General features: G+C 36.0%; 10 protein-coding genes. 8 read left to right on the plus strand and 2 right to left on the minus strand.

What is annotated here, in order from left to right; genetic code table 11:
- The 7 genes from GSY74_RS03055 to GSY74_RS03085 all read left to right on the plus strand — a co-directional run.
- Positions 1–752: lytic transglycosylase domain-containing protein (locus GSY74_RS03055; protein ID WP_164663641.1), on the plus strand; the 752-nt coding region annotated here is incomplete at its 5' end.
- Positions 753–761: 9 nt separating this feature from the next.
- Positions 762–1,763: a septal ring lytic transglycosylase RlpA family protein gene (locus tag GSY74_RS03060; RefSeq protein ID WP_255494510.1), complete on the plus strand. Its 1,002-nt coding sequence runs from the start codon at positions 762–764 to the stop codon at positions 1,761–1,763.
- Between the two features lie 159 nt (positions 1,764–1,922).
- Positions 1,923–2,495 carry an imidazoleglycerol-phosphate dehydratase HisB gene (gene hisB / locus GSY74_RS03065; protein WP_164663650.1) on the plus strand — a complete coding sequence of 191 codons (573 nt, stop codon included), beginning with the start codon at positions 1,923–1,925 and terminating at the stop codon, positions 2,493–2,495.
- Positions 2,492–2,989 carry an HAD family hydrolase gene (locus tag GSY74_RS03070; RefSeq protein ID WP_164663643.1) on the plus strand — a complete coding sequence of 166 codons (498 nt, stop codon included), beginning with the start codon at positions 2,492–2,494 and terminating at the stop codon, positions 2,987–2,989. Before hisB ends, GSY74_RS03070 begins: the two co-directional genes overlap by 4 nt.
- On the plus strand, positions 2,980–3,483 hold the full coding sequence (gene lptC / locus GSY74_RS03075; protein WP_164663644.1) for an LPS export ABC transporter periplasmic protein LptC: 504 nt from the start codon (positions 2,980–2,982) through the stop codon (positions 3,481–3,483). Before GSY74_RS03070 ends, lptC begins: the two co-directional genes overlap by 10 nt.
- Positions 3,484–3,592: 109 nt before the next feature.
- A complete protein-coding gene (locus tag GSY74_RS03080) occupies positions 3,593–3,928 on the plus strand; it encodes a hypothetical protein (protein WP_164663645.1) in 336 nt (111 codons plus the stop codon).
- A gap of 6 nt (positions 3,929–3,934) precedes the next feature.
- Positions 3,935–4,342 carry a PIN domain-containing protein gene (locus tag GSY74_RS03085; RefSeq protein WP_164663646.1) on the plus strand — a complete coding sequence of 136 codons (408 nt, stop codon included), beginning with the start codon at positions 3,935–3,937 and terminating at the stop codon, positions 4,340–4,342.
- 127 nt (positions 4,343–4,469) lie between these two features.
- Here the strand turns inward: GSY74_RS03085 and GSY74_RS11000 are convergent, their stop codons facing one another.
- Both GSY74_RS11000 and GSY74_RS03095 read right to left on the minus strand, forming a co-directional pair.
- Positions 4,470–5,708 carry a DUF1566 domain-containing protein gene (locus tag GSY74_RS11000; protein ID WP_164663647.1) on the minus strand — a complete coding sequence of 413 codons (1,239 nt, stop codon included), beginning with the start codon at positions 5,706–5,708 and terminating at the stop codon, positions 4,470–4,472.
- A 140-nt stretch (positions 5,709–5,848) separates the two neighbouring features.
- Positions 5,849–7,177: an SH3 domain-containing protein gene (locus tag GSY74_RS03095; protein ID WP_164663648.1), complete on the minus strand. Its 1,329-nt coding sequence runs from the start codon at positions 7,175–7,177 to the stop codon at positions 5,849–5,851.
- Between the two features lie 79 nt (positions 7,178–7,256).
- Between GSY74_RS03095 and GSY74_RS03100 the strand changes: the two genes are divergently transcribed.
- Complete coding sequence (locus GSY74_RS03100; protein WP_164663649.1) at positions 7,257–7,454, plus strand: hypothetical protein; 198 nt, start codon at positions 7,257–7,259, stop codon at positions 7,452–7,454.
- Positions 7,455–7,584: the final 130 nt, after the last annotated feature.

The raw sequence follows: 7,584 nt of genomic DNA on the forward strand, positions 1-7,584 counted from the left end.
ACAGACAAATTTATACAAAAAGATTTATAAATGCAGTTAATAGAGGGAGATTGGTTATTCCTACTATGAGAGAGTTGATGTATGAGAAAGATATATCTCCACTCTTTATCTATCTCTCTATGGCTGAATCTGCTTTTAAGACAACAGCAAAGTCTACCTCTGCGGCTGGTGGGCTTTGGCAGTTTATGCCAACAGCAGGAAGAGAGCAGCATCTAAGAATAGATAGTGTCATAGATGAGCGATATGACCCCATAAAATCAACCAAGGCTGCTGTTGATTATCTATACAAAATTCGTGGTGGTTTAGATAAGTGGTATCTAGCAGCTATGGCGTATAACTGTGGACAGGGTTGTGTTCAGAGAGCCGTTGCCAAGGCGGGTACTAAACATCTGCCAACACTTATTGACCCTAGAAGAAATTATCTTCGTGCTGAGACTAGAAAATATATCAAGAAAATTCTTCTTTTTGCTCTGATAGGTGAGAACTATATTTTTAAGAAAAATGATAACTTGGGTAAGATGATATATAAATTTGACAATGATGGGATTACTTCTGTAAGAGTTAAAAGTGGAGAGAGACTAAAGCAGATTGCATCTAGGTTACAGATAAACTACTCTACTCTAAAAAATATAAATATGCATCTAAAGCAGGATTTTATACCACAAAATAGCAATGCTATGTTAAATATACCAACATCTCGATTGAATATGTTTCATAGAGTATATGGTGGTCAGAGATATAGTAGAAACTAGGGGTATATGATGAAAAAAATAGATATAGTAATTGGATTATCACTATTTACAGCTCTTTTATTGAGTGGATGTGCAACAAAAACAACTGAAATAAGAACTTCTAATGAGGTAAAAAAGAGTTATATACCTAAGGTTAGTACTAATCAAGATAGAGTTAAAAAGTTAAAATTTAAAAAAGTTACTTATGGCAAAGCCAGTTGGTATGGTAAGAAGTTTGATGGTAAAAAGACAGCTAGTGGTGAGATATATAATATGAACGCAAAAACAGCTGCACATCGAACTTTACCGTTTAATACTATGGTAAGAGTGACAGATATGGTTAGTAACAGAAGTGAGATTGTAAGGATAAATGATAGAGGTCCTTTCTCTTCTAAGCGTATTATTGACCTCTCATATGGAAGTGCTAAAAAGCTAGGATTAGTCAAACGAGGTGTTACCGATGTCAAGGTTGAGATAGTTGGTTTGGGTGGCAAAGTCGATAGGCGTTCAGCACTTCCAACCTCTAAAAAAGCTTGTGTAGGTGATGATTGTTTGGTAACAGTACCAAAAACAGAGAGAGGTTCAAGCAGAGTTAAGCCATTTTCCATATTGACAAAGTCTAAAATAAAAAAAGAGGGTACATATACGCCAGTTATAGAATCTGTAGATAGAGATGATGTTATGGTTAACGCTCCAGATAGCAGTTACAGTAATAATTATAGTATATCGGTTGTAGATAGCGACCCATATACATCATCAAATTCGGTAGATAGATTTCCAAAAATAGATACTTATGCTCAAAAAGTATCTGTACAGGTTGGTGCTTTTAGAAAACATAGTGGTGCAGAGATGTATGTTAGACGATATAGTCTGTTGAGCAAACAATATAAGGCTGTTATCAAAAATGGTCTGAAAGATTCTAAAACTATCTACCGTGTTCAGATAGAGGGCTTTGGAAGTGAGTTGGAAGCTAGAAAATTTATCTCTAAACATAGACATAGTTTGAGTGGGGCGTTTTTGGTTAGGAGGTAGGTTTTTAGTAGACATCCTGTAAAACTCTTTGGAATCGGAGACTTTAGTCCCGAATATTACGAGGCTAAAGCCATCGGTTCCTAGTTTTGAAAGAAGTCTAGTGAAAAGTTTAAGCTCACGATGCTAAAATGTGCCAACTTATTTTAGGAAATATAAATGATGATAGAAATCTCTCGTGAGACAAAAGAGACTCAAATCTCCGTCAAACTTCAACTCTACGGTCAAGGTAAATCAAAGATAGATACAGGGGTAGGCTTTCTTGACCATATGTTAGAGGCATTGGCTAAACACTCTCATATCAATTTGGAAATCTCTTGTAGTGGAGATACTCACATAGACGACCACCACTCTGTGGAAGATATTGCTATTGTCTTGGGTCAAGCTTTTGCTAAGTCTCTCTATCCTGTTCAGAGTATTGAGAGATATGGTAATGCTACTGTTGTAATGGATGAAGCTTCAGTTACTTGCGATTTGGATGTCTCCAATCGACCCTATTTAGTTTTTGAAATGCCAATGGATGGGAAGATAGGAACATTTGATGTTGAGTTAGTAGAGGAGTTTTTTAGAGCATTTACATTCAACGCTCACTTGACACTACATCTCATCTGTAATAGAGGACGAAACAGACACCATATGGTCGAGGCTTCTTTTAAAGCTCTTGCTGTTGCACTTCGTCGTGCTGTAACTATCAATGAAAACGCAGGAATACCAAGCACCAAAGGTGTTCTATGAGTATAGAGATTATAGTACTTGATGTTGATGGAACTATGACTGATGGTAAGATTACATATACACAAAATGGTGATGAGGTCAAATCCTTTTGTGTCAAAGATGGTCTAGCTATAGCCTCTTGGATAAGGCTTGGTAAGCAGGTGGCGATTATAACAGGTAGGAAATCCAAGATAGTGGAGAGAAGGGCTAGAGAACTTGGGATTAAACACTTCTATCAGGGTGTAGATAATAAAAAAGAAGTTTTAGATACTCTTTTGTCTGAACTAGGTTTAAGTATGGATAGTGTAGCCTCTATCGGTGATGACCTCAATGACTATAGTATGCTTGTCTCCTCAAAGGTGGCATTTGTCCCCTCTAATGCGTCTCATTATGTCAGAAATATAGCTGATGTCACTCTCTCTACACGAGGTGGAGATGGAGCAGTTAGAGAGATGATTGAGCAGTTGATTATTTCAGAGGGATTAGAAGAGAAGTATCTGAAGTTATGGTTTTAAGAGTAGAGTATATCTTAGTAGTATCATTGGTTATCTTGTTTGGTTTTATCTTTATGGAGCAACCTAACGATGTCAAGGCGATAGAGTCAAACTCATCAAAAGAGCTATATTTCAAAAACCTATCTCTTATAGATTTGAGTGAAAAGGGGATAGAGAATCGGTTGGTCTCCTCTTCTGTTATAAAAGATGGAGACTCTTTTGAGTTTGAAGATATAGATATAACCTACAAGCAGACTCATCGCATCTTGGCAAAAAAGGCTATCTATAGAGATGATTTTGTATACTTGGAGGATAATATCTCATTGAGAAGAGATGATGGGTTCTCTTTTGTTACAGATGATTTGAAGTATAGTATGGAGGAGAAGATAGCGTCTACGGATAGTCATTTTAGATTAGATATGAATGGTAGTAGGGTCTCTGGTGAGAAGTTGTATTATAATCTTGATAGAGAAGAGGTCTCTGCTGATAGGATTGATGCTAGTATTATTTTTTAACTTAACTTTAGAGATAATGATGTAATCATTGAAAAAAGGGTTGATTATTGGTTTTTTAAAATCTTACGATATAATATAAGCAACTAAAAATAGATGAGGAGATAGAGATATGTTTACGATACAAGCAGAAAATCCATCTATAAAAGATTATATAGAAGAGATAGGAAGAGAGAAAATAGAGGAGCTTGTTCTTAACTATTTGAAATTAAAAGCTCAATTTCATAAATCATCAATTGAAAAAGAGGATACGAAGCCTAGTTATAAAGATTTTGGTGTTAGTGAGGAGACTCATTATAAATTGTTAGCTTTGAAGCCAAGGGGCGATAATCAAGGAAAAGAGAGAAGTCGTATTATTGATGAAATAAGTGATAGATGTGGAGATAAATACTCAAGCATGTCTTTAAATGATATTAGAGATGAATATTTTGCATCTAAGGGGTACTAGCTAGATATGAATATATTTCTTGATACAAATGTTTTTGCAGATGCTTTTTTAAATAGAGATGATGGGTCTGCAAAGAGGGCTTTGAAATTTTTAGAAGAACAGACTATAGAACTCTTTTTAAATGATATTTCTATTATCAATATCACTTATATTATACGAAAAGAGTTTTCAAAATATGAGATAAGTAAGATTATAGATGAATTGCTTTTGAAGCATAATATTGTTTCCGTTAGTGCAAAGATTATTGAAGATGCTAACCATTCTAAATTTAAAGACTTTGAAGATGGGGTTCAATATTTTTGTGCAAAAGCTATTAATGCTGATTTAATCATCTCGAATAATAAAAAAGATTTTAAAATGTCTGATATAAATGTATTGACACCTAAGGAGTTTTGTTTGGTTTATGTCGATTGATTGAGATATAAATTACTTTATATTTGTGACTCGACCCCTCTTATTTAGAGACAAGGCATGCCTTGTCTCTACCACCCACCACCATTAAAATTTGTCGCGACCCTGCGGGGCAAAATCAAAGGTCAAATTACTGTCCTCCTCTAACACACCGAACAGAAAGCTCATACGTCTTATCGTTCCAATCCACATGGCCATTGCTGAAATTCACAATCCAAGCATTGCTAGAGTCAGACGCATCCGAAGTAGACGACCAATAGTAGCTAGAGGTGAACCCTTTCTCTCTATAACAAGCTTGATAAGATTCACTGTTTCTATTATTCTCATAATCATCAATAACCCCTCCACAATCGGTCACCACGGCTTTTAGAGTCTCATTATTGGGCAATACTCCCCCAGTGGCACTACAGATGGTATGGGCATTCTCCCAATTAGCCCAACACTCTGTGTACAGTGTACCTTCATACTTTGTGCCATCATCGGCACTAGTAGTAAATTCCCCATAGTTACCACCACTACTCTCACAAACACTCCGTGATGGTTTGACCCACTGTCCATACTGAATCTCTTCTCCTCCTGCTACAGGTGTAGGAGTCGGTTCTGAAAGTGTGGCACTGGTCTCTTGGCTAGGTTGCTCTTTGGCTTTTATCTCCGCTACCTCACTATCCGTAATAATCAACTCATTTGAAATCTTCTTAATCTCTTCATCGACACAAGTTTGATTATTGTCACAACCATTAATCTTATCGGCTTGTGCTTGATTGGCTTTGGTCTCATCGCCCATCTCTTTAATCGTGGCACTCATGGCTGTCTGTTTATCAAGTTCATTAGCTCTAAGGGTATTGATATTTGTCTCCAAATCATTTAAGAGTGTCGTATAAAACTTATCTTGTGCCTCTTGGTTTTGCAAAGTTCTAAACTTATCTGCCTCTGTTGTGCTAATCGCAAAGATAGAGACCTCTTTGGTCTCATTATCATCCTCTTTACTTGTAAACCCATCAAATGCAAGGGTAAACTTCCCATCATCATAATCAATTTTGGCGACATCTTGCAACTCAACCAAGATAGGCAAAGTAGCGTCATAGGTCTCTAAAAAATATCTGCCATCCTCTGTCAGTGAGATTTTTGCCCAAATATCATCTACACTATCACCTTTGTTGATAGTAACCTTGGTAAATAGCTCACCTCCTCCACAAATTCCATCTCTGTTTTCATCTTGACAGATATTGACCACAATCTCTTGTGGAATTCCCACAAATTGCAGTATTTTTTGCAAAAGAGCTTTTGCCTCTTCACTACTTCCACCTCCACAGCTTGTAAAACTAAGTAGCAGTACCATACCCAATGAGATAAATATTTTTTTTATCACAACACTCCTCCTTGAAAAAATTAAATTTGAATTACTTATCATATCTATATTGTCTTTAAAGAAGGCTCAACAAAAGAGCTTTTTGTTACTTAATTGCTCAATTTATAACTTTTTTTTAATTAACATATAAATATTATAGACTATTCATTTCTAATCACAGTAGCCCTATCTATCTTCTCAATATACTCATTAAACCCCAAAGCTGTAACAGCTGTTCTCCCCAATGCAAAATGTCTCTTCCCCTCTCCCCATACAGTATGAATAATATAAGGTTCTCCTTTATACTCACCAAGATATAGAACTATGTGACCTTTTAGATGGATGATGGTAGAGCCAATAATCGTACCTCTAAGCAGAGATATTTTTGACTCTTTTCTTAGACTACTTAACTCTATATGCTGTGAGCCAACAAGGCTTTGAGATGCTGAATTTCTAGGTATCTTGACACCAACTGTTGCATATATCTCTTGTAGGAATTTTGAGCAGTCCTGTTCTCCATACATTCCACCCCAACCATAAGGTGCATGTAGGAACTTAAAAGCTTGTGTGAGTATAGTTTTGGGGGTGTATGGTAGGTAGCCTTTGTTGGTATGAGAGGTTTTTATGGTGGCATTGCTTAAAACTAATTTCCCATCTTGGTCTCTAGTCGGAATCATTACCATTGTCATATCATCAATAGTCAAGAGAGAGGGCAGTCTAACACCCATTCGTAGATAGTCATGGTATCTCCCTGCTACCATCACTGCACTCTTTGCCTCTGTAGTGACGATGAAGTTTTTTGAATCAAGATAGTTCTCTATCTCTTTTTTCTCTCCAAATGCTATATTTTTATCTTTTACCCATCCTGAACTAGTCGGTGTAATTCCATAGTGCCACTGCCCATCATCGGTGCTGTGCAAGATGGCGATAGGCGTTGCAATATCTAGTGCAGAGTTTTGGTTACGGTCGAAATATATCTGATTTTTTTTCTTAAGCAGTGCTAGGTCTGTTGGGATTATCTTTTGGTTTGTGTAGTTTACTATTAGAGCGTAACGGGTCTTTACTCTATTCATAGAGAGACTGTTTAGACTCATATCATTTTTGATTTTACTGTAGAAGTTTCTTGAAATTCTGTTCCCATCTGCAAAATATTTAGTTTGAATCTCTATGCTACTAGACATCTTTTCGATAGAATTTTTGACCCATGAGCTACCATAATATTCATTTGTATCTTTGAAATAGGTGAGCTTTTTTTGAACATAAGCCACTCTATCATTGAACTCTTTAATCTTTTTGGGGGACATAATAACTTCATCTGGATTTTTAATCTGGTCTATCCAAAACTCTGGGATATTTAGGTGACGGTTTTGGTTTACTATGATGACAGGTTGTCTCTCTTTTGTGTCAGTGAGAAGAGGTTTATGTTCACTAACCTCTTGACAGGAGTTGAGAAGTAGGACTATGATAGATAGTAGGATATATTTTTTCATAAAGGGATTATAGCTTAAAGTTCAACAAAAAAGAATATAATTACAAAAAGCTATATAATTAGTTAAAAAAGGATTTATTATGCCAAAAGAGCGAGTAGAAGAGATTAAAACTGCTATTGTAAAATCAGATATACTCTCAGAAGATGAGAAGAGTCAGAGTATGAAACATATTGAAGAGTGGATTGTAGAGGATAAAGCCTTTGGTCTGATGTATGATGAACTGTTAGAGGTAAATGAGATTTTCAAAGAGATTTTTAAGGAGTTGGGATTTGCGTAGGGTGGTGATTTTAAGCCCATACGCGTCAACCTAAGCCATAATTTATATGAATTAAAAATTTATTTTCTTCAAAAAAATGGCAGTCTGTAGGTCGGGTTGCCCTCATCCCGACATAGATAATCATAAAATA

This window comes from Sulfurovum sp. bin170 (genome assembly GCF_010892395.1).
Taxonomy (GTDB): domain Bacteria; phylum Campylobacterota; class Campylobacteria; order Campylobacterales; family Sulfurovaceae; genus UBA1140.